The organism is Massilia sp. MS-15 (genome assembly GCF_020176695.1).
Lineage (GTDB): Bacteria > Pseudomonadota > Gammaproteobacteria > Burkholderiales > Burkholderiaceae_D > Telluria > Telluria hydrophila.
Window position 1 is genome coordinate 1 of record NZ_JAIWIA010000050.1, and the last position, 20,523, is coordinate 20,523.

At 66.7% G+C, this 20,523-nt stretch carries 20 protein-coding genes and 1 pseudogene; 4 read left to right on the forward strand and 17 right to left on the reverse strand.

The features are described 5' to 3' along the window. From LCI23_RS17900 to LCI23_RS17960, 13 genes are all read right to left on the reverse strand, one after another. Window positions 1–976: sensor histidine kinase (locus LCI23_RS17900; protein WP_374041189.1), on the reverse strand; the 976-nt coding region annotated here is incomplete at its 3' end. After that, window positions 969–1,628: a response regulator gene (locus LCI23_RS17905; protein ID WP_224947810.1), complete on the reverse strand. Its 660-nt coding sequence runs from the start codon at window positions 1,626–1,628 to the stop codon at window positions 969–971. The genes LCI23_RS17900 and LCI23_RS17905, both read right to left, overlap by 8 nt. A 6-nt stretch (window positions 1,629–1,634) precedes the next feature. Then, complete coding sequence (locus tag LCI23_RS17910) at window positions 1,635–2,402, reverse strand: type II secretion system protein (RefSeq protein WP_224947811.1); 768 nt, start codon at window positions 2,400–2,402, stop codon at window positions 1,635–1,637. A gap of 9 nt (window positions 2,403–2,411) precedes the next feature. After that, window positions 2,412–3,461, reverse strand: a complete 1,050-nt coding sequence (locus tag LCI23_RS17915) for a hypothetical protein (protein ID WP_224947812.1) — start codon at window positions 3,459–3,461, stop codon at window positions 2,412–2,414. A 7-nt stretch (window positions 3,462–3,468) separates the two neighbouring features. Next, on the reverse strand, window positions 3,469–3,894 hold the full coding sequence (locus tag LCI23_RS17920; RefSeq protein ID WP_224947813.1) for a hypothetical protein: 426 nt from the start codon (window positions 3,892–3,894) through the stop codon (window positions 3,469–3,471). A 3-nt stretch (window positions 3,895–3,897) separates the two neighbouring features. After that, a complete protein-coding gene (locus tag LCI23_RS17925) occupies window positions 3,898–4,599 on the reverse strand; it encodes a hypothetical protein (RefSeq protein WP_224947814.1) in 702 nt (233 codons plus the stop codon). Beyond that, window positions 4,596–6,140 (reverse strand): hypothetical protein, encoded by a 1,545-nt coding sequence (locus LCI23_RS17930; protein ID WP_224947815.1) that lies wholly within the window; start codon window positions 6,138–6,140, stop codon window positions 4,596–4,598. The genes LCI23_RS17925 and LCI23_RS17930 overlap by 4 nt, the downstream gene beginning before the upstream one ends. 19 nt (window positions 6,141–6,159) lie before the next feature. Continuing rightward, window positions 6,160–7,365 carry a type II secretion system F family protein gene (locus LCI23_RS17935; protein ID WP_224947816.1) on the reverse strand — a complete coding sequence of 402 codons (1,206 nt, stop codon included), beginning with the start codon at window positions 7,363–7,365 and terminating at the stop codon, window positions 6,160–6,162. After that, window positions 7,365–9,068, reverse strand: coding sequence for a GspE/PulE family protein (locus LCI23_RS17940; protein WP_224947817.1), 1,704 nt, complete (start codon window positions 9,066–9,068; stop codon window positions 7,365–7,367). Before LCI23_RS17940 ends, LCI23_RS17935 begins: the two co-directional genes overlap by 1 nt. A 35-nt stretch (window positions 9,069–9,103) precedes the next feature. After that, entirely contained in the window at window positions 9,104–10,696 is a 1,593-nt protein-coding gene (locus LCI23_RS17945) for a lipopolysaccharide assembly protein LapB (RefSeq protein WP_224947818.1), read from the reverse strand. Beyond that, window positions 10,693–12,489 carry a pilus (MSHA type) biogenesis protein MshL gene (gene mshL / locus LCI23_RS17950; RefSeq protein WP_224947819.1) on the reverse strand — a complete coding sequence of 599 codons (1,797 nt, stop codon included), beginning with the start codon at window positions 12,487–12,489 and terminating at the stop codon, window positions 10,693–10,695. The genes LCI23_RS17945 and mshL overlap by 4 nt, the downstream gene beginning before the upstream one ends. Window positions 12,490–12,753: 264 nt before the next feature. Then, on the reverse strand, window positions 12,754–13,857 hold the full coding sequence (alr, locus tag LCI23_RS17955; protein ID WP_224947820.1) for an alanine racemase: 1,104 nt from the start codon (window positions 13,855–13,857) through the stop codon (window positions 12,754–12,756). A 14-nt stretch (window positions 13,858–13,871) separates the two neighbouring features. Next, window positions 13,872–15,161: a D-amino acid dehydrogenase gene (locus LCI23_RS17960; RefSeq protein ID WP_224947821.1), complete on the reverse strand. Its 1,290-nt coding sequence runs from the start codon at window positions 15,159–15,161 to the stop codon at window positions 13,872–13,874. A gap of 115 nt (window positions 15,162–15,276) precedes the next feature. Between LCI23_RS17960 and LCI23_RS17965 the strand changes: the two genes are divergently transcribed. The 4 genes from LCI23_RS17965 to LCI23_RS17980 all read left to right on the forward strand — a co-directional run bounded on the left by LCI23_RS17965 (window position 15,277) and on the right by LCI23_RS17980 (window position 18,390). Next, window positions 15,277–15,762 carry a winged helix-turn-helix transcriptional regulator gene (locus LCI23_RS17965; protein ID WP_224947822.1) on the forward strand — a complete coding sequence of 162 codons (486 nt, stop codon included), beginning with the start codon at window positions 15,277–15,279 and terminating at the stop codon, window positions 15,760–15,762. Window positions 15,763–15,831: 69 nt separating this feature from the next. Further along, complete coding sequence (argJ, locus tag LCI23_RS17970) at window positions 15,832–17,070, forward strand: bifunctional glutamate N-acetyltransferase/amino-acid acetyltransferase ArgJ (protein WP_224947823.1); 1,239 nt, start codon at window positions 15,832–15,834, stop codon at window positions 17,068–17,070. Window positions 17,071–17,087: 17 nt separating this feature from the next. Continuing rightward, complete coding sequence (locus LCI23_RS17975; protein ID WP_224947824.1) at window positions 17,088–17,984, forward strand: ATP-binding protein; 897 nt, start codon at window positions 17,088–17,090, stop codon at window positions 17,982–17,984. Then, window positions 17,977–18,390, forward strand: a complete 414-nt coding sequence (locus LCI23_RS17980; RefSeq protein WP_224947825.1) for an NUDIX domain-containing protein — start codon at window positions 17,977–17,979, stop codon at window positions 18,388–18,390. The genes LCI23_RS17975 and LCI23_RS17980 overlap by 8 nt, the downstream gene beginning before the upstream one ends. A 251-nt stretch (window positions 18,391–18,641) precedes the next feature. Here LCI23_RS17980 and yidD read toward each other — a convergent pair. From yidD to coaE, 4 genes and pseudogenes are all read right to left on the reverse strand, one after another. Then, window positions 18,642–18,845, reverse strand: a pseudogene (gene yidD / locus LCI23_RS20715) (membrane protein insertion efficiency factor YidD); the annotation flags it as partial. A gap of 4 nt (window positions 18,846–18,849) precedes the next feature. After that, a complete protein-coding gene (gene yacG / locus LCI23_RS17990; RefSeq protein WP_224947827.1) occupies window positions 18,850–19,032 on the reverse strand; it encodes a DNA gyrase inhibitor YacG in 183 nt (60 codons plus the stop codon). Between the two features lie 11 nt (window positions 19,033–19,043). Then, window positions 19,044–19,799 (reverse strand): cell division protein ZapD, encoded by a 756-nt coding sequence (gene zapD, locus LCI23_RS17995; protein ID WP_224947828.1) that lies wholly within the window; start codon window positions 19,797–19,799, stop codon window positions 19,044–19,046. A gap of 99 nt (window positions 19,800–19,898) precedes the next feature. Further along, window positions 19,899–20,522, reverse strand: coding sequence for a dephospho-CoA kinase (coaE, locus tag LCI23_RS18000; RefSeq protein WP_224947829.1), 624 nt, complete (start codon window positions 20,520–20,522; stop codon window positions 19,899–19,901). Between the last annotated feature and the right edge of the window lies 1 nt (window position 20,523).

The following is a 20,523-nucleotide window of genomic DNA, read 5'->3' on the forward strand; positions in this document are numbered from 1 at the left end:
CTATACGCTCGAGCAACTGCTTGGACTGATAAAGCCCAATACCAAGTCCATTTGGATCGGTACTCCAGAAGGGCTCGAACAAGCGTTCCAGTTTGATCGCTGCCAACGTTTGATTAGAAGCAATTGTTACCGTCGCCATCCGTTCGTCCTTCGCGATGCGCACCTCGAGTGGTGGTCTTGTCGTATGGTCGCGGTAGTTCTTCAGGATGTTGTCGAGCGCCGTGATCAGGTCCTGGCTGGGGGATCGCAAGACTGCGTCGCCCGCGACCGTACAGGGAAGCCGGTGCAGCTGGCACAAGGCCAGGATTTCGTCACGGATGCTGCAGGTCGAGGCTGAATCGCGTCCTGCGGAGTGTGTAAGGAGGTGAACAATGCGATCGGCCCGCCTGCGAATGAGCGGCACCGTCGCACACAGATAGTCGAGCACCTGCTGTTCCTGGCCGGTACGTACGTGCTCCAGCTGGTCTCCCATCAGCTGGATGAACTGTGCGATGTTCTTCATGTCGTGCTGGAGGAACAGGGTCAGCTTCGCCATCTGGCTGAACGCTTTATCCGTAGCCCCGGCCTTGATCCACATGTCGGCGCGCAACATCAACAGGAAAGTCTCTGTTACGCACCGATCAAAGTAGCGTCCTTCACCCCAGTTATGCCGGCTGTACACGCTGACGTCGAGCCGCATCTCGCCGATGCTTAACACCCGCGTGACGCAATGCTTGCTGGTCCTGCCGTGCCGTTCGGAGACAGCGACGCCGAACCAGTCCAGCTGCCACGCCAGCCCGGCCAGACCGGCATTGCGCAGCAGGGGCCAGGCCTTGCGCAGGAAGTCGGGGGTGTCGAAGCCGAGCTCTTCATTCAAGCGTATCAACGCCAGGCTGCTGCGGTTGACGCCCACTGCGCGGCGCCATAGGTAAAACAGCACCATGGCAATGGTCGTGCCAGCCACGATCAGGTAGGCGGGATAGCTCGGCTCAATCATCACGCGCGAGACCGTATTTCTTCATCAAGTAATAAACGTTCTCGCGCTTCACGCCGAGCCGTTTCGCGCTCTGATAGACGTTGAAGCCGGTTTCGCGGAGCACTTGCCGGACCAGCCGTCCTTCGGCACTGTCGCGCACGCCCTTGAGACCCTCGCCCAGCTGCGCGTTGATCGCAATCCGCGTGACGCCCTGCTGTTCGAGCCTTTGCTCCTTGCGCAGGAACAGTAGGCAGCGATCGATGGCATCGAGGATCTTCCCCGCGGGAGCCGGCTTGGCCAGGAAATCGAACGCTCCCTCGCGGATCGCTTCCAGGGCGGCTTCTTCTTCGTTCTGGCCGGTTAGCACGATCACCTTGACTGGCAGGGTTTCGGAATGAATCGTCTTGAGCGTGCCGATCCCTTCCGAGATCTGGTAAGGAAATGGCGGCAGCCCGAGGTCGAGCAGAACGACTTCGATTGCCGGGTTCGCGTGCAGGAGATTGAGGCTGTCGGCGCCATTGTAGGCATGCATCACGGTGAGGCCGTGCAATGCGAGCACGCCACGGAGCAAGCCGGCCAGGGCAGGATCATCCTCGACCAGCAGGATCGAGGCCGGCCGGTCCGCAGCGCTCGCGCACGCGGTCGAGTCAGGCTTGGCGGCGCAAGGTATCATGGGATATCAGGGCAGGTTGCCTGCGGCCAGCATGCGGCTGAACAGCGTGTGGGGGGATTCCCAGGCAAGCTGATCGTCAAACACATTGCCCTGGGTACGGTTCACAGGGGCGGCCACGAATACGTGGTCGCTGTTCAGGTTCGAGCCTTCAGCAGCGCTGGCACCGCCCGGGTTGGAACTCGCATTCCCCCCGAGGGAAAACACGACGAACGGCGCCATATCGGTGAGACTGCTGCCGGTGCAGCTGGAGGCACCGCTCGCGCTGACGGCGGCGCATACCACCAGCAGGCGCGTTGCCGATGCCACACTGGCCATGGTGGCGCTCCTCAGGCCATCGGTCCTGGTGAAGGGATTGGACACCCCGTTGATCGTCCCGCCGTAGACGGCGTACCTGATGCGGTTATGCGTCGTTCCCCACGCGTCCAGCGCAAACCCGGCCGCATCGGCCGGCATCACACCGAGCGTTGCCGCCGGCAGGAAACCCGCGAAGCTGTTGCAGTTGCCATTGACGGCCGAGCCACCGCTGGCAAAACTTTCCTTTCCAGCAGAAGTCGCGCTGGCCGGGCAGGGCAGGCGCCGGTTGGCTGCCACGTAGCCGAGCAGCGCTTCCTTGATCTGCTTTAGCTGCTTGTCTGTTTCGACGATGTTGTAGCGCTCGATCTCGCTCGACAGCGGGCGCAGCATGCCACCGATCGCAAGTGTCATGAGGATGAATACGATGGCCAGCTCGATCAATGAAAAGCCCTGTTGTTTTCTCATGTCGCGCTCGTCCATTGTCTATGGTTATTGCAGGGTATAAGGAAGGCGATTGGGGGTTGCGATACTTGCCTTGACTGCTGCATTGCTTCCCACGGTAAGCCGGCCAGTGCCACCGCAGTCCGCCACGCCATCCGTCCCCGCCGTGCCCGGTGTGGATTGCACGCAGCCGGCAGCAACCTGGTAGCTGATGTGGGCGGTCCAGTTGTTGGCGCCAAACCAGAGGGGGAAGGCAGGAAGCGCAGCGGGCAGGGTGGCGGGAAACGCCGGATGGGTACAGTTGCCGGCATCGAGGGGCAGCCGGCCGCTGGCCAGGCGGTCCTTGCATGCGCCGTCGTCCGCAGCCGCGGCATACGGGAAATAGAAATTCTGCTGGAAGTAGGCCCGCAAGCGCAGTCCAATTTCGTTATGCACCCTTGCCTCGACGGTTCGCATGAGGTCCCGTCCTGTCAGCAGCAACAGGATGTCGTTGAACGAACCGGTTGCGCGCGTAGTGAAGGCGTCGGTGCCCGAGCTGTTCAGCGCTTCCAGGTAATTGGCAATCATCGGGATGCCGCCAGGGCGTGCCTGTCCGGGCAGCGCTGCACCAGGAGAAAGCACGATGGCCACCGCGCTGTTCGGGACGCCGTCCACGGACAGCCGGGCCTGGGTTGCGCTATTGATGGGCGCACTGCGAAAGCCGGGCGACAGCGCGTACCAGAGTTTGTCCCGGTTGGCGTCGCGCAAGTCCGGCAAGCCCAGGGTGCGCCACGGCAGCCTGCCGATCGCTGGCAGCGTGCACGTGTCCATCGCCGTTCCTTCCTCGGCCGTGCCAATCAGCGACAGGTCTTCCGGGCAAGGCAATTGTCCTGGCAAAGTGTCGTTGCTGACCGCCCAGTCGAGCAGCGCTTGCTTCGCCTGGGCCAGGACGCGCATGGTCTCGTCGCTGCGCGCGGCTGCAGGATGGGCGCCATGCAACATACTGATCAGCACCGTCATCGCGGCAAGGGAGACCAATGCCAGCAGTGTCAGGAACGCGGCGCCGCGCTCGCGTTTGACGCGTGATCGAGAGAATGCTGGGCGCGGCACCATGTTCATGGTTGGCTCAACGGTTACTTACAGCGTGCTGGGGCACTGCCTGGTAGCTTTCACGAACGGTATTGCTGGTGAGGTCATAGATCTGCCCGACCTTGAGGTGGATGCGATGCCCGTCGCGCAGGAAAGGCACGTGCACAGGCTCGCGCTGGCCTTGGTGAAGGCCCTGCAATGGCGCGGGAACATGGCGTGCGCCGCTGCGCTCCTGGTTGAACCAGGCGGTGGCCTTGCCGCGGCTGTTGCGCACATAGCCGTCGAGCGTAATCTGCTCCAGGGTCTCGGTCTCGGGGCGCTCGATGCTCGCGCCGACTCCCTGTTGCCGGATCCGCTCCAGGTCGTAGCGTTCGGCCGGCGTCAGAAACAGGCGGTCCAGCCCGGTTTGGGCACTGGCCGGGGCAGCGCAGAAGAGCGCGAAGATGAATGGCAGGGTACGCATGGTCTAGCCCCCAATCAGTGGCGTTGAAACGGGGCTGGCGCCGACGCGCCGGCCAATGGTGAGCAGGAAGACCGAACAGTCGGCCTGCAGCCGGGCGGCCATCGGTTCCGAGCGTGCGATCTCACGCCGCGTGAGCCTGCAGGACTCGGGCGCGAAGATGCCGTTTCCTTTCAGTTCACCCAGCAGGCTGAGCAGGTCCCGTTCATGCAGCAGTGGCATTTTCAGGTCCAGCTGGCTCCCGCGCAGCTCCATCGATCCGGTCAAGACAGAGGGGGCGACGGCCAGCGACTTCTGGGGCGACACGGTATAGGTCAGGGACAGCAGTTTTTTCTGGTCCCGGGTCTGCCGTAGTCCTTCCACCAGGTCGAGCCGGGTTTCCTCGCCGATCAGTCCATCGTGTTTCATCTGCTCGAACAGCGGCTGGTAGGTGAGGATTTCGCGCCGTTCCACGATGGCCTCGTCGAGCCTGGCCTGCGCCTCGCGCCGCTCGGATTCTCTGAGTTCTTCCATTTGCTGCCACCGGTTGCACAGCTCCAGGCTCCCATAGACGGCGCCGCCGCCGAGAACAAGGCCGAGCATCAGGGTGATCGTCGCATCCTGGATGATGGGAAAGTCATTGCGGAAAAACGAGCGGGACGAGCGCAGCTTGGCAGCTGGCTTCGGCGCCTCGGGCTTCCTGAGTGTTTGTTTGGCCTCCATGCTCATGGCTTCCAGACAAGTTCGATGGCAAACACTGCCGGTTGATCGGTTGGCGTTGCGCTGGCCTGACCTGCCAGCGTGGCCATTGGCGAGATGTCGATTGGCAGGCGCGTTACCTTGATGTCGTGCCGCGGGTGCTGCTCGAGCAGGTCCACCAGGCGGTCGACTTCCGCCAGCGCGGCGCGGTAGTCGCCTGCGAAGGGCAGGACCTTGCCCTCGATCGTGACTACCTGGTCTGACGGATGCGGCACGCCGAGGGTGGCGGCATTCACCTGCGGCTGGCCGGAAGGGTCAGTGGCGGCAGTCGCATGTGGCGCGCGCAGCTTCCAGTGGAGCTGGTCGATCGTCAAACCGGGGATGGCCGCCAATGCCCGGCTCAGGTGCGTCAGCGCCGGTTCCATCGACGTCACGTTCTGCCTGAGCATTTTGCCGATCTCGACCGCCGCCTTCATGTCGCGTGCGCTCACTTCGGTCCTGGGCATGCTGCGCAGGACGGCGTTGTAGTCCAGGGTGATGCGTGTGGTCTCGGCATTCAGCGCCTCGATCCGGCGGTAATGGTGCCAGCTCGCGTCCGCATTCAGTCCGGCCCAGGCCAGCCCGACCGCGACGGTTCCGCCGGCCAGCGCCTGCAACGCCAGGCGCCAGCGCAGCATGTCGTAGATGCGGTTCTGTTCGAATGTCTCGTAATGCCGGGCAGGAGGCTGACCGGCCAACAGCGCGACAAACAGGGTGTCGCAGACAGTGGGCAGCACCGACTTGCCCAGTCCCAGCGTACCGGCGGCTTCGGCAATGTCGATCAGGCGGTACTGGGCTTCCGTCGTATCCTTGCACCGGGCCTGCAGCGGCGCCAGGCAGGCGCGGGCGGCGACGACGGCCACGTCCAGCCGCTCTTCGCGCGCCAGCAGACGCGCGGTGGCGAGGTATTCGCGGGTCTGCTCGACGTCGTGCAACACGGTGTCGGCAAAGCCCTCCAGGCCGTTGTCGTACCAGGGCGCGAGGCGGCTGAACACCAGGTGGCCGTGCTCGAAGTAGCTCTGGCGGATGCCGCTCGACTGGTGGGTGATCAAGAGCAGCGGGGTCGCAGGCAGGCGCAGTCCCTTGCGCAGCAGCTTGCCCATCAGCGCCAGCGAATACATGCCGGCCAGCGGCACCCGCTTGTCCTGCAGCACGCGCAGCCAGCCGGAGGTGGCGGCCGGATTGGTCAGGGCACTGAACAGGATGTAGTCGTCCTTGCGCCCGTCGGCCTGGCGGCCGGTGACTTCGGCGCGCCGGTAAGGCGTATCGCGGTAGAGCTGGCCAAGGCGGCGTTCGATCATGGCGCGCCGCGCCTTCGGCATCACGTGGGGCAGGGTCTCCTGCTGGAAGTTCTCCTCGCTCAGGTCCACCAGCAGGTAGGTCGGCAGGCCCGCGTGTTCCTCGAGATAGCGGCCGAACGCCGCCCGTCCCGCCGGGCTGTCGTAGAAATCGCGCACGGGCGACAGGCCTTCCTTGTCGTACAGGTAGGCATGCATTTCCCAGTCGCTCAGGTAAAGAAGGTGCTTGGGCACGGTGGCGGCCTCGCGTTGGTCAGGTCTTGATCTTGCTGATGGTGTCGTAGATCGGGCCGAGCACGGACAGCATGATCCAGCCGAGCAGCAGGCCGAGGACCACGGTCATGGCCGGCTCGATGATGGTCTGCAGCTTGCCGATCTGCTCCTTGACTTCCCGGTCGTAGAAATAGGCGGCGTTGCGCAGGGCGCTTTCCAGGGCACCGGTCGATTCGCCGACCTTCAGCATCCGGATCACCAGCGGCGGGAAGATCCGGATCTGGTCGAAGGCATCGGTGATGTTGTTGCCTTCCGAGATCAGCTGGGTCGCGCGGTGCACGCCGGCCCCGACGAAGCTGTTGTTGGCGATCTGCTCCGACAGGCGCAGGCATTCGAGCACCGTGATGCCGGAGCCGTACATGATGGCGAAGAAGGTGGTGAAGCGGGCCAGGATGATCTTGTGCAGGATCGGCCCGATCAGCCATACGCGCAGCAGGTACTGGTCGTAGTGGTAGCGCGCCATCGCGCTGGTCCGGATGGCGACGATGGCGGCGACCAGGGTCCCGATGGGCAGCGCCAGCAGCAGCGGCCAGTAGTTGACGAAGATGGTCGACACGAAGATCAGGAGGCGCGTGTGCAGCGGCAGTTCCTGTCCCATGTTCTGGATGAACACGGTCAGCTGCGGCACCAGGTACATCATCAGGAACACCATCACCCCCAGCACCACGGTGCCGACCATGGCCGGGTACATGATGATCTTCTTGGTGTGCGAGGCCAGCTCGTCCTGCCACTTCAGGGTCTCGGTCAGGTGCCGGAACACCTGGGGCAGGGTACCGCTGTGCTCGCCGGCCCGGATCAGGCTGCTGAAGGTCTGGTTGAAGACGTCGTCATGCTGCTCCAGCGCGGCCGAGAGCTGCATGCCGCCCTCGATCGATTCGATGATGTCGGCCACCGTTTCCTTGAAGCTGGGATTGGTGGCGCCGTCGCGCAGGTCGCCCAGTCCCTCCAGCAGCGGCACGCCGGCGCTGGTGAGCTGCTCGAGGTGGAAGCAGAAGTTGATCAGGTCCTTGCGCTTGACCTTGCCGAAGCCGAGGCTGAACTTGCCGCGCTCCTGGGGCGAGCCGTCGACCAGGTCGAGCTCGATGCGGCGCAGGCGCACTTCGAGGTCGGCCAGGTTGGCCGCGCGCAGCCTGCCGCGCACCAGCTTGCCCTCCGGGTTCATCGACTGGTAGGCGAACAGGGGCATCAGTGCACCCCGCCCGTCATGTCGACCACGCGCGCCACCTCGTCGATCGAAGTGACGCCTTCGCGCACGCGGCGCAGGCCATCGGCCAGCAGCGACTGGAAGCCGGCCGCGAGCGCCGCCCGTTTCAGTTCGCGCGCGGTGGCCCGGCGGCCGATCAGCTCGTCCAGCTCGTCGTTCAGCTTGAGCAGCTCGATGATGGCCAGGCGTCCCTTGTAGCCGCGGTGGCTGCAGTGTTCGCAGCCGCGCGAGCGGTACAGCGTGACCGCCGGCGCGCTGTCGGGCAGGCCGAGCAGGCGGCGCTCGAGGGCGCTGGCGATCACCGGCCGCTTGCAGTGCGGGCACAGCTTGCGCACCAGGCGCTGGGCGATGATCCCGATGATGTTGCCGGCCATGATGTCGGGCAGGATGCCGATGTCGAGCAGGCGCGCCACCGCGCCGATCGCGGAATTCGTGTGCAGCGTGCTGTACACCTGGTGCCCGGTCATGGCGGCCGAGAACGCCATCTCGGCCGTCTCGGCGTCGCGGATCTCGCCCACCAGGATGATGTCCGGGTCCTGCCGCATCATCGAACGGATGCCGTTGGCAAAACCGAGCTTGGCCGATTCGTTGACCGAGGTCTGCCGGATCATCGCCATCGGGTACTCGACCGGATCCTCGAGCGTCATGATGTTGACGCTCTCGTCGTTGATGTGGTTCAGGATCGAGTACAGGGTGGTGGTCTTGCCGCTGCCGGTGGGCCCGGTCACCAGGATCACGCCGTCGGGGCGGGCGATCATCAGCTTGAGCAGGGCCAGCTCCTGTTCACCCAGGCCGAGGCCATCGATCGGGACGATGCCCTTCTGGCGGTCCAGCACGCGCAGCACGATATTCTCGCCGTGGGTGGTGGGCTGGGCGGCGGCGCGGAAGTCGATCTGGCGGCCTGAAAAGCGGATCGAGATGCGTCCATCCTGGGGCGCGCGGTTTTCCGCGATGTTCATGTTGCTCATGATTTTCAGGCGCACCGCCATCGCCGGCCAGTAGCTTTTGTGCAGGCTGCGGATCTGGTGCAGGATGCCGTCGATCCGGTAGCGGATGCGCAGGAAGGACTGTTCCGGCTCGAAGTGGATGTCGGAGGCGTTCTGCTGCACCGCGTCGGCCAGGATCGCATCCATCAGGCGCACCAGCGGCTGGCTGTACTCGTCCGACACGTTCTGCATCTGCCGGTAGTCGACCTCGCCGGTTTCGATCTCGTGCAGGATGCCGTCGATCGACATCTCGAAGCCGTAGTACTGGTCGATCGCGCGCGCGATGTCCGAGTGGCTGGCCAGCACCGGGACCACGCTGCCGTCCTTGCCCAGCATCGCGCGGATGTGGTCGAGCGCGATGATGTTGCTGGTATCGGCCATGGCCAGCGTGAGCGCGCGCTGGGCGCGGTCGTAGACGAGCGGGAAGATGTGGTAGCGCTTGGCGACGTCCTTGCGGATCAGCTTGAGCGCGCCGGCATCGACCACCATGTTGGACAGGTCGGCGCTCTGCTGGCTCAGGTTGGCGCTGAGGGCCTCGCGCACCGTGGCCTCGGTCACGAAGCCGAGCTCGACCAGCAGCTTGCCGAGCGGCTGCGGATTGCGCTTCTGTTCCGTCAGGGCGATGCGCAGCTGGTCCTCGCTGATCATGCCGTTCTTGATCAGGGTCTGGCCCAGCGGCAGTTTGGTCTTGTCCGACATGGTTGCTCGCTACTCCTTGCGGTGGCAGTTGCCCGTCATTGGTCCGCGGCGGCGGCCTGCAGTTCGGTGATGCGCGCGCTGGCCTGTTCGTGCGTGAAGCTGGCGCGGCCGCTTGCGGCCAGTGCGAGCGCGCGCTGGTAGAAGTCGAGCGCGGCGCGGCTCTGGCCCAGCCGGTCCAGGCTGATCGCCAAATTCATCGCGTAGTCCGGATTGCGGGCGTTGTTGTGGAAAGCCCGGAAGTAGGCATCCTGCGCCTCGGCCCAGCGCATCTGCCCGGCATACACGTTACCCAGTGCGAACAGGGCCGGCGCCGACTGCGGGTCGTGCGCCAGCACCCGCTTGAGCCGGCTTTCCGCGCTGCCGGCTTCGTCCTGGCGCAGCCCGCTCAGGGCGGCATGCGCGTCGCCATCGAGCGGATCGAGCGCCAGCAGTTGCCGGTTGAGGGCCAGCGCCTGGGCTTCCTTGCCTTCCGCCAGCGCCAGCGCGGCCAGGCCGAGCAGGGCGTCGCGGTTGTTCTGGTCGCTGCCCAGCACTTTCTGGTACAGCTGCCGGGCATTGGCGTTGTCGCCCTGCTGCCAGGCGCGGTAGGCGGCCTGCAGGTTGGTGCCGGCGCTGCTGGCGCTGCCGCGCCGGATGTCGATGCGTTCGCCGTCCGGCAGTGCTTGCGCCGGCGCCGGTGCCGCCGGCGCGCTGGGAAGCAGGCGCGGATGCTGGTCCGGCGCGCTGGCCTGACTGGGCTGGCTGGCCTGGACGGGCTGGACGGGCGAGGGAGTGGCAGCGACGGGGTCCGCGGTCCGGGCCTCGCCCCCGGCACCCGGTGAAGCGGTGGCACCGGCTGCCGGTTCGCCCGGATTGGCTGCGCCGGCGCCCGGCGGCATCGGCAGCGGCGCCGGCGCCGGCGCCTGGGCCAGTGTGTCGGGGGCGGAAGCATCCGTGCCCAACTGCATGTAGATATAGCCGAACACGCCGGCCAGGGCGAGCGTGACGGCGCCGATGCCCGCCACCAGCACCAGCCGGCGCGACGTCGAGCGCGCCGCGCCGGCCGGACGCGCTGGCGCCTGGAGGTAGGATGGGCTGTCGTCGCCGGACAGGCGGGGCAGGTCGGTGCCGGCCTGCTCCGTGTTCTCCCTCGATGGCGCCAGCCTGGCCGGCTGCTCCAGGTCCGGATCCTGGTCCGGGCCCGGGCGGGCGGCGGCGCTGCCGTAGGTGTCGGGCTCGGCGAGCTCGTCCGGCGCGCTGCGTCCTCCGGAACGCTCCAGGCGCGTGGCGTCGAGCACCAGGTCGTTGCGCGCCACGGGCGGGAGCTGCCACGGGCCGGCCGAGGCCGGCACACTGCCGGGGTGCACGGTCGGCAGCGGGGCATCCGGCACCGACTCGGCGAAGCAGGTATCGTCGCCGCGCTCGGCCGCGCTGGCCACCGGGACCGCTTCCATGAAGTTCAAGGGCTCCAGCGTCATTTCGCGCGCATAATGCGCATTCACCCCGGCATCGGCCCCGGCATCGGCCACGGCGGCGTCGTTCGGTGCGCGCCGCAGGTCCGCGCGGTCCGGATCGGCCGGCGCGCCGCCGCGGCCGGGGTTGCGTGCCTGTTCGGCGTCCTGCAGGGCCTGCATCAGTAAGCTGCTCACGATTCCTCCATCCCGGAAACGGCGGTGCCACGGGCGTCGTCCACGCCGGTGAATGCGTCGCGGTCCGGCCTTGCCCCCTTCGGCAACAGATAACGGTAGTCCTTGTAGTCGCCCTCGATGCTGGCGTCGCGGATCACGACCGGGCGCATGAAGATCACCAGCTCGGACTTGGTGGTGGTCTCGTTCCTGGCCGTGATCAGGTTGCCCAGCAGCGGAATCCGGCTCGCGATGGGGATCTCGTCGCGCAGCTTGTTGACCGTGTCCTGCATCAGGCCGCCCATGACGGCGATCTGGCCGCTGCTTACCTTCATGACCGATTCCATTTCGCGCGTCTGGATCTCGGGAATCCGGTTCTTGACGCCGGAGCCGGCTAGGGCGGGCGCGGGGTCCTCGACGAAGCCGACGATGCGCGAAATGCTGGGCCGGACGTTGAAGGTGACTTCGCCCGCGGCCGAGATCTGGGGCGTCAGGCTCATCACGAAACCGACCGGCACCGTATGCAGCGTCGAGGTGTAGGTGGCCAGGCTGGGGGAGCCGGCGGTGCCGCTCGTGATGGACGAGGCGACGGTAAAGTAGACGTGGTTGTCCACCACCTTCAGCATCGCCGTCTGGTTGTTGAGGACACTGATCTTCGGGCTCGACAGCACCCGGACCTTGCCGAAGGATTCCAGCAGCTTGAGGCTGACGGCGAGGTTGCCGAGGCGCGAAGTCGGATTCAGGTAGTTAATCGCCAGCATCCCGTCCGGGCCGCTCGTCGGGAAGGTGCCGGTCGGCAGGTTGGGCGAGCCGATGAAGACATTGGTCCCTTCCGCGCCGAGGCGCAGGCTGTCCCACTTGATGCCTTGCTGGTAATTGTCGTTCAGCTGGACTTCCACCACCGTGGCTTCGACCAGCACCTGGCGCCTGGCGCTCGAGAGCAGCAGGTCGAGGAATTCCTGCACCCGGTCGTGCTGGCGCGCGGTGGCCCGCACCGCCAGCAGGCCGTTGGCGGGATTGGCGATGACGGCGCTCTGGCGGCCCTTGTCCGCCTTCTCGGCCGCGGGCGGCGGCGTGGAAGCCGGTGCGGCCGCGTTCGGCTCCACGGGCGCGGCGGGACGGGTGGCGGCCCGTGCGCGTTCCGGTTCGTCCAGGATGTCGCGCACGTTCTTTTCGAGCTGCTCCCAGAAGTGGTTGGTCGAGGTGTTGGTGACGGTGGTGGTGGAGTTGTTGTCGCCGCTGCCACCCATGCCCATGCCCGCGCCAGCGCCGGTGCCGCCACCTGCGCCACCGCCACCGCCGGCGCCGCCCATGGCATTGCCGAGCGTGCCCGGGGTGGAGATATTGGTGGCGATGCTCACCTTCGTTTCCGTGCTGCGCGCCACGTTCACGTAGTCGATCCGGTAGGTGCGCAGGAAAGGCGTGTCGGGCATGACGACCAGGTTCTGGCCGTTGAGGGAATAGCGCAGGTCGACCTGCTTGCTGATGCGCTCCAGGATCTGGGGCAGGGTCTGGTCGAGCGCGTTGAGGGTGACCTCGCCCTCGATGCCGGGATGGACGTCGATGTTGATCCTGGCGTCGCGCGCCAGGGCGAACAGCAGCGACTGGACCGGCAGACGGTACACGGTCACGCTGTAGGTTTCCGCTTTCTTGATGGGCGCGGGCGGGGGCAAGACCCGGCTTTGCCGCACCGGCTCGGGGATCGCTCCCTGCGGATGCGCGGGACGATTGACATGCGTGGGAGAGATGGCGGCCGGCTGGGTTCCACAGCCGGCCAAGACCGCACTACAGGCAAGTACGACGGCGCGTTTGAGCATGTGCTTTCCGTTTCTAAACTGTGACTGTTTCCAACCAGAAGGTGTTTCAAAGTAGCATTTTGGTTTTGTGCAATTGTTGATGTGGTTCAATTGCCTGCGAGACAGGAAGGCAAGCGTTGCAGAACCGCCTGCGCGGGCGGCGGGCGGTGTCGGAGGTGGCTCGTTGCGAGCGGGGAAAGGGCGCTACGGGAGGGAGGAGGAAATGCGTGCAGGTGCACCAGCGCGCGCGGCCGGCACAGCCGGCCACTCTGCCAGGCGTGGCGCCTAGCGGTAGCGGCGGTGGAAGCGGCTGCCCAGGCGGGTCAGCACTTCGTACGCAATGGTGCCGGCGGCGGCGGCGACGTCGTCCACCGTCAGCGTGGGGCCGAGCAGCTCGACTTCGGCCCCGGGCTGGACCAGGCTGTCCGGCACGCCAGTCACGTCGAGGCCCATGCTGTCCATCGATACCCGGCCGACCACCGGCACCACCTGGCCGCCGATGCGGGCCTGGCCGCGGCCGGACAGGGAGCGCAGCCAGCCGTCGGCGTAGCCGATCGACACCGTCGCGATGCGGCGCGCGCCCGCGACCACGTGGTGGCAGCCATAGCCAACGACGTCGCCGTCGCCCGCCGTGCGCACCTGCACCACGCGCGCATGCAGGGCCACCGCCTGGCGCAGCGGGTTCGGATTGCCCGGCTGCGGGTTGATGCCGTACAGCGCGGCGCCGGGGCGCAGCAGGTCGTAGCGGTAGTCCGGGCCGAGGAAGATGCCCGAGGAATTCGCCAGGCTGGCCGGCACGCCGGGCAGGACGGCGCGCAGGCGGTCGAAGCGCTGGCGCTGCGCCACGTTCATCGGATGCGCCGGCTCGTCGGCGCAGGCCAGGTGGCTCATCACGAGTACCGGGCGCAGGCCGTCCAGCCAGCCGGGGTCCGCGCTCAGGGCCGCCAGGTCGGCCGGAGCGATGCCCATGCGCGACATGCCGGTATCGAGCTGGATCGCCGCCTGCAGTTCACGTCCGAGCGCGCGCGCCAGCGCGCGCCATTCGTGCAGCTGGCCGGGGTCGTTCAGTACCGGGATCAGGCCATGCGCGGCGCAGTCGCCGGCGGTGCCCGGCGGCGGGCCATGCAGCACGTAGATGGCGCAGCCGGGCCCAAGCAGGGGACGCAGGCGGATGCCTTCGTCCAGGTGCGCGGTGAAGAACACCGTGCAGCCTTCCTGCGCCAGCGCGGGCGCCACCTGTTCCATGCCGAGCCCGTAGGCATCGGCCTTCATCACGGCCGCGCAGCGCGCGCGTGCCATGCCGGCCAGCTGGCGGTAGTTGGCGCGCACCGCGCCCAGGTCGACCGTCAGCACGGCCCCGGCGCGGGCCGCCTCCACCGAATGCAGCATCGGCTGGCGGACGTTCAGGCTTCGGCCAGTTCCGGCGCCGGCGCGCGGCGCGGCGTGCCGGCATAGCGGAACACGGCCAGGTCGTCGGCGCGGATGGCCGGCTTCCTGCCGCTCACCAGGTCGGCGATGACGCTGGCCGAGCCGCAGGCCATGGTCCAGCCCAGCGTGCCATGGCCGGTGTTCAGGAACAGGTTGCGCAGCGGGGTGGCGCCCACCACCGGGGTGCTGTCCGGCGTCATCGGGCGCAGGCCGGTCCAGAAGGCGGCCTGGCGGGTGTCGCCGGCGCCCGGGAACAGGTCGTTGACGACCATTTCCAGCGTCGCGCGGCGCGCCGGGTTCAGGGTCTTGCTGTAGCCCGCGATCTCGGCCATGCCGCCGACGCGGATGCGGTCTTCGAAGCGGGTCACGGCGATCTTGTAGGTCTCGTCCAGGATGGTCGACACCGGCGCGCGCTGCGCATCGGTGATCGGCACCGTGATCGAGTAGCCCTTGAGCGGATACACGGGCAGCGCGAACTGCTCCTTCAGCAGCAGGCGCGAATAGCTGCCCAGCGCCAGCACGTAGCGCTCGGCGGTCAGCAGGCCCTTGTCGGTGCGCACGCCGGTGATCTGGCCGTTGCCGATGTCGAGCGCACGGATCTCGGTGTCGAACTCGAAACGCACGCCGAGGTCGCGCGCCATCGCGGTCAGGCGGGTGGTGAACAGCTGGCAGTCGCCGGTTTCGTCGTTCGGCAGGCGCAGGCCGCCCACCAGGCCGGCGTGCTCGCCCAGCGCCGGCTCGGCCTGGCCCAGCTCGCGGCCCTGCAGCAGCTCGTAGTCGACGCCGGCCTCGCGCAGGATCTCGATATCCTTGGCCGCGCCCTCCAGCTGCTGCTGGGTGCGGAACAGCTGGATCGTGCCGAGGGCGCGGCCCTCGTACTCGATGCCGGTATCAAGACGCAGTTCCCGGATGCAGTCGCGGCTGTACTCGGCCAGGCGCACCATGCGTTCCTTGTTGACGGCGTAGCGGTCGGCCGTGCAGTTGCGGAACATCTGCCACATCCACTGGAGCTGGAACAGCGAGCCGTCCGGACGGATCGCCAGCGGCGCGTGTTCCTGGAACAGCCATTTCGCAGCCTTCAGCGGAATGCCCGGCGCCGCCCAGGGCGAGGCGTAGCCCGGCGAGATCTGGCCGGCATTCGCGAAACTCGTTTCCAGGGCGGGGCCAGCCTGGCGGTCGATGACAGTGACGTCGTGGCCTGCCTTGGCCAGATAGTAAGCGGTGGTCACGCCGACCACGCCGCTGCCCAGTACGAGAACGCGCATGATGTGCCTAGGTCCTGTAATAAAGTAATGAAGCCAGATTTAGAAAAGATTGCCATCATACCGCCCATGATGGAATAATGGTTTCTGTTATTACACAGGTTTTCAGTGAAAGTTCATGCGCGTCCAAAAGACTTCCAACCGCATCCTCGACAAGATCGACCTCCACATCCTGGCGGTGCTGCAGGACGACGCCCGGATCGCCATGAAGGAACTGGCCGAACAGGTGGGCCTGTCGCTCACGCCCTGCATCGAGCGGGTGCGGCGGATGGAGCGCGATGGCGTGATCACTGGCTACCATGCGCGCGTGAGCCCGCAGGCGATGGGCCTGCAGATCCTGGTGTTCGTCGAGATCACGCTGCACCAGAAGTCCGAGAAGGCCTTCGACCGCTTCCGGCGCGCCATGCTCGGCATTCCCGAAGTGATGGAATGCCATCTCGTGTCGGGCGACTTCGACTACCTGATCAAGGCGCGCATCCCGGAAATGTCGGAATACCGGCGCCTGCTGGGCGAGATCCTGCACGTGGCCGACGCCGGGCAGTCGAAGAGCTACGTGGTGATGGAAGAGTTGAAGGAAACGCTGGCGCTGTCGATTCCGCGCTGAAGCGCCGCCGCATCCGCATGGCGCTGACGGTACAATCATGCATTCGACAATTTTTCCAGCGAGATTACCATGGCCGTCAATTCCCCCCTGCCAGTCGCAGCCGACCTGAAACCCGTCAAGGGCATCGAGATCGGCTTTGCCGAAGCCGGCATCAAGAAGCCCAACCGCAAGGACCTGCTGGTCATGAAGCTGGCCGAAGGCGCGACCGTGTCCGGCGTGTTTACCACCAACCGCTTCTGCGCCGCGCCAGTCCAGGTGAGCAAGGCCAACCTGGCGGCGATGGCCAATGGCGGCAAGCCGGTCCGCGCGCTGGTGGTCAACACCGGCAACGCCAACGCCGCCACGGGCGAGCAGGGCCTGGCCAATGCGCAGGCCACCTGCGCCGAGGTGGCCAGGCTGCTCGGCCTGGACGCGCAGCAGGTGCTGCCGTTTTCCACCGGCGTGATCCTGGAACAGCTGCCGATCGAAAAGATCATCGCCGGCCTGCCTGCCGCGGTGGCGAACCTGAAGCTGGATAACTGGTTCAACGCCGCCGAGGCGATCATGACCACCGACACCCAGCCGAAGGCGGCGTCCCGCACCGTCACGATCGGCGGCCACAGCGTCACCATGACCGGCATCAGCAAGGGCGCCGGCATGATCAAGCCGAACATGGCCACCATGCTGGGCTACCTCGCGATCGACGCGAAGGTGGCGCAGCCGGTGCTGGACGAGCTGGTGAAGCACGCGGCCGACCACTCCTTCAACAGCATCACGATCGACGGCGACACCTCGACCAACGACTCCTTCATCGTCGTGGCTACCGGCGCCGGCAGCCTGGCGGTCGATGCCGCCACCGGTGCCGAATACGAGGCGCTGAAGGAAGCCGTGACCGATATCTCGCGCAACCTGGCGCAGCAGATCATCCGTGACGGCGAAGGCGCGACCAAGTTCATGACCATCACGATCGAGCAGGGCAGGAACGTGGAAGAGTGCCGGAGAATCGCCTATGCGATCGCGCACTCGCCGCTGGTTAAAACCGCCTTCTTCGCCTCGGACCCGAACCTGGGCCGCATCCTGGCCGCGATCGGCTATGCCGGCGTCGACGACCTCGACACCAGCAAACTCGACCTCTACCTGGACGACGTGTGGGTGGCCAAGGCGGGCGGGCGCAACCCGGACTACCGCGAAGAGGACGGCCAGCGCGTGATGAAGCAGGCCGAGATCACCGTGCGCGCCACGCTGGGCCGCGGCGAAGCCAGCGCCACCGTCTGGACCTGCGACCTGTCGCACGACTACGTCTCGATCAACGCGGACTACCGCTCCTGATTGGCGGTCCAGGCCCGATGAGCTCCCTGGAACAGTTCTTGCGCCGCGCCGAAACCCTGCTGGCGCGGGTGGAGGCGCTGCTGCCCGCTGGCGTGCCGCGCGAGCCGGACTGGAAGCGCGGCTTCGCCTTCCGCTGGCGCAGGCGCCCGGGCGGCACCGGCGCCGGCAACTACCTGGCGCCGGTGCTGCATGCCTCGACCATCCGGCTCGAGGATTTGCAGCACGTCGACGCCCAGAAACGCGCGATCGAGCAGAATACCAGGCAGTTCGTGCTGCGCCGCCCGGCCAACAACGTGCTGCTGACCGGCGCGCGCGGCACCGGCAAGTCCTCCCTGATCAAGGCCTGCCTGAACGGCTTCGCCGCCCAGGGCCTGCGCCTGATCGAGGTCGACAAGGCCGACCTGGCCGACCTGCCCGACATCGTCGACCTGGTGGCCGGCAGGCCGGAGCGCTTCGTGATCTTCTGCGACGACCTGTCCTTCGAAGAGGGCGAGGCGGGCTACAAGGCGCTCAAGGTGGCGCTGGACGGCAGCATCGCGGCGCCATCGGACAATGTGCTGATCTACGCGACCTCGAACCGGCGCCACCTGATGCCCGAGAAGATGTCGGATAACGCCGGCTACACGCACGGCGAGGATGGCGACCTGCATCCGGGCGAGACGGTGGAGGAGCGCATTTCCCTGTCCGAGCGCTTCGGGCTGTGGCTGTCCTTCTATCCCTTCAAGCAGGATGACTACCTGGACATCGTGGCGCACTGGCTGGCCGGCTTCGGCTGCACGCCGCAGCAGATCGATGCGGCGTGCACCGAAGCCCTGCAATGGGCCCTGCAGCGCGGCTCGCGCTCGGGGCGGGTGGCCTGGCAGTTTGCGAAGGACCATGCCGGCAGGCTGCCGGATGGGGCAAGCAATGCGTGAATCGACAGCGAAACCGGTCGACGTGGCGGTCGGTATCCTGATGCGCCCGAACGGCGACGTGCTGCTGGGCCAGCGTCCGGACGGCAAGCCGTATGCCGGCTACTGGGAATTCCCGGGCGGGAAGGTCGAACCGGGCGAAGACATCTTCCAAGCGCTGCAGCGCGAGTTCGTCGAGGAACTGGGGATCAAGGTGCTCAGCGGCGCAGCCTGGTGCTGCGTCGAGCACGTGTACGAGCACGCCCACGTGCGCCTGTATTTCTACATCTGCCGGGAGTGGGAAGGGGAACCGCAAAGCCTGGAAGGACAGGCCTTTGCCTGGCAGGGCGGCTATAGCGTCAGTCCGCTGCTGCCGGCCACCATCCCGCTGCTGGAGTGGCTCGACCTGGTACGCTATCCGCGCGCCTGACGCGGCTCCCGACTCCGCTCCTGGCGGCGCCGGCGCCGCTCTTCCTTCCCGCAATCGAACAGGCCGGCCACCAGGTCGGCCAGGCCGCAGGCGCAGTCGCCGCTGCCGCTGCCCAGGCAGCGTCCCAGCGTGCGCGGGGACGGCAGGTCGCAGCCGTTGCAAGCATCACAGGGCAGCATGTCGCAGTCGCCGCGCTGGTGATGCAGGAGCGGGTTGCGCGGCGCGGCCGCTGTGCGCCATGCCGTGGCACAGCGCCGCAGCCGGCGCCGCAGCAGGGACAGTCCGCGCAGCAGGCCGTGGCGCGCGATGACGCGGTAGCCGTAGGCCGAGCAGCTGTCGGCGCCGGTCGCTGCCCGCAGCGCGCAGGAATAGCCCTTGATGGGAGAGAGGTGGCGCTGGTACAGGCGGATCGCCCACAGCGCCAGGCGCGACACGACGGAGACCGGGCCGCGCATGCGCCTATTCGTCGGACGGCTTCTCGCCCTGCGGCTGGCCCTGGGGGGCGCCGGGGATCGTGTATTTCTCGTCGGCCCAGGCGCCCAGGTCGATCTGCTTGCAGCGCTCGGAGCAGAACGGGCGGTAGGCGTTGGCCGGGGTCCATTCGACCTTCTTGCCGCAGGTCGGGCAGGCGACGACAGTCATCTTAAAACCAGTCAAAAATTACAGAGGGTCAGGTTGAAGGGCACGTCTTCTTCCAGCGCCTTGGGCTTGCAGTCGCCGCCCTGCGTAGTGAAGCGTACCCACAGCATATACTTGTTGGCCGAAATCTCGGGGATCGCATCGAGCGCGCCGTCGATCGACAGGCGCAGCATCTGGTACACCTTACCCTGCAACATCTGCTGGTAGCTGCCCCCGGAGGCGATCATCTTGACCGGGCCGCCCGAATCGCGCAGCAGGCGCAGCACCAGCGCCAGCGCCTCGAACAGCGGGGCCAGCGGGGCGAACCAGCCCATCACGTCGGCCTGGCGCTGCGCGGCCGGGCGGTGCTGCCAGGCGTAATAGGAGGGCAGGTCGAATTCGCAGGCGCCGCCGGGAATGATGGTGCGGCCGCGGATGCTCATCAGCCATTCATTCTCGCGCACGTTCTGCCCGGTCTTGCCCTGCGAGGCGACCAGGGCGCCGCTCACCGCGTCCAGCTCGGCCAGCACCGCGTCGAGCGTCTCGGCGGCCACGTTCGGATTGCTGCGCCAGGACAGCAGGCTCTGCTTCTGGCGTTCGAGTTCCTGCAGCAGGTCCGACTTCAAATCGGCGCGGCCGGCCACTTCCAGCATGTCGAAGATCGTGGCAAGGGCCACGTGGTGCTGCATCGGATGCTCTTGTTGTACAAAAAACTTGAACTTCTCGTACAGGTCTTCCAGCCGCAACAACGTGCGAATCCGCTCGTTGAAAGGATATTCGTAGACGATCAAAATGACATTCCTCTGAATGTAGGGCTGGCGAGCAACTCCGTGATTCTGAACCATGCTGCGCAAAATTACAAATGTCACATTAACGCAGTCAAGGACGTCTCACATCACTTTGCTGTGGGACAGGTATAGCGCATGCAGCGCCTCGACCTGGGGCCGCAGCGTCTCCAGGCCGTCGTCGTTCAGGATGATGTCGTCGGCCGCCGCGCGCCGCTGCGCGCGCGTGACCTGGGCCGCCATGATGGCGCGTACCTGGTCCTCGGACAGCCCGTTCCTGGCCATCACGCGCGCCACCTGCACCTGTTCCGGGCAGTCGATCGCCAGCACCCGCGTGACGCGCTCGCGCCAGCTGCCCGATTCGATCAAGAGCGGCACCACGAAGATCACATAGTCGCCGGTGGCGATGGCCGCGGCGGCCGCGGTGGCCGCGCGGATGCGCGGATGCAGGATGGCTTCCAGCCTGGCGCGCGCGCCGGCATCGGCGAACACCAGGGCGCGCATCTTCGCCCGGTCCAGCGCGCCTTCCGGGGTGGCGAAGTCCGGCCCGAACTCGGCCAGCAGGGCCGGCATGGCGGCGCCCTGCGGGGCGGTCAGCGCATGCGCGATCTCGTCGGTGTCGATGACGGCGGCGCCGAGCGCGGCGAACATATTGGCCACGGTGGTCTTGCCGCAGCCGATGCCGCCGGTCAGGCCGACGCTGAACGCGGGCGGGCGGGGGGCGTCCATG